This is a genomic window from Paenibacillus sp. J22TS3 (assembly GCF_018403205.1).
Lineage (GTDB): Bacteria > Bacillota > Bacilli > Paenibacillales > Paenibacillaceae > Fontibacillus > Fontibacillus tuaregi.
This window is the reverse complement of record NZ_BOSF01000017.1, coordinates 1-1,219: the sequence shown is the minus strand read 5'-3', so window position 1 is coordinate 1,219 and position 1,219 is coordinate 1. Positions and strand designations below refer to the sequence as shown.

Here is a 1,219-nt window from a genome sequence, read left to right as displayed (position 1 = left end):
TGAATTGTCAACATTAAATCAGACAGCTTTTTTAAGGGCTGCTTGACGATACTGAACAGGCGTCATGTATCCCAGAGATCCATGAATTCGATGCTTGTTAAACCAGTTGACGTAGTCGTATAGTTCCAACTGCAGGTGGTCAAGGCTCTGGAACTCCAACTGATGAATGAACTCCGTTTTCATGATCTTGTAGGTAGCTTCCGCCACAGCGTTGTCATAAGGGCAACCTTTCGTGCTTAACGACCGACCGATCTCAAAGGCTTTCAGTAGCTCATCCATCTTCTGGTTTTTAAACTCACTTCCACGGTCCGTATGAAACCACTGGATTTGGCTTAGGTCGCCTTCTACCGTAGCAAAAGCGCGCGAAACCAGAGCAGCGTCCTTATTTGGACCTGCACTATAGCCAATGATCTCTCGATTGAATAGGTCAATGAGGACGCAAACGTAGTGCCAGCGATGTCCGACCTTCACATACGTCAAATCGCTAACGACGAAGCGCTTAGGGTCAGCCTGATCAAACTTACGATTTAACACATTCGTCGTTGCCGCCTCATTACAGGCCGTCTTGTGGGGCTTAAACTGGGCAATGGTATAGGTGGAGACCAGACCCTGCTCACGCATGATTCGGCCAATACGGCGTCTGGACACGATGAGTCCTTGTTCCTGGAGCTTGGTTTTGATCTTCCGTGTACCGTAGGCTTTTCGGTTTTTATGGAAGATATCCACAATAGCTTCGGTGATCTCGTCTTCTTTCGGTTGTTCTTTCGCTTCATAGTAAAAGGTACTTCTTGCGATTTGCAGGACGTCACACATTGCTGATACCGAGTATTTATCAAGGTTATTCCGAATGATAGCTACTTTCGTCCCATGATCAGCGCCGCTTGCTTTAGAATATCTACCTCCATCTTCAAACGTTGATTTTCTTTTCGCAAGGCCAGCAGTTCGTTTTCATCTGAAGAACGATTGTCTTTCTCCTTAAATGAACCTGACGTCTGAACTTGCTTGATCCAGCGATCTAAAGCTGAAGCTGTGAGGCCGTATTCCTCCACAATAGCTGCTCTGGATTTTCCGTTTTCATAGAGTTGCACCATTTTCTTTTTAAATTCAGAGGTGAAGGTTCGTCGTTGTTGTTTTGGCATTGTAGAGATCCGCTCCTTAGCATGATAGGTTTATTCTACAAGCCCTTATTTTTTCTGTCCAACTAAGTGTAGACGATCCA

1 protein-coding gene is annotated in these 1,219 nt (G+C 45.4%); it reads right to left on the bottom strand.

Annotated features, from left to right (window positions below; genetic code table 11):
* Nucleotides 1–18: 18 nt before the first annotated feature.
* A protein-coding gene (locus KJS63_RS25800; protein ID WP_213621626.1) for an IS3 family transposase occupies nucleotides 19–1,139 on the bottom strand; the annotation gives its coding sequence in 2 pieces (ribosomal slippage) (nucleotides 19–890 and nucleotides 890–1,139; 1,122 coding nt in all).
* Nucleotides 1,140–1,219: the final 80 nt, after the last annotated feature.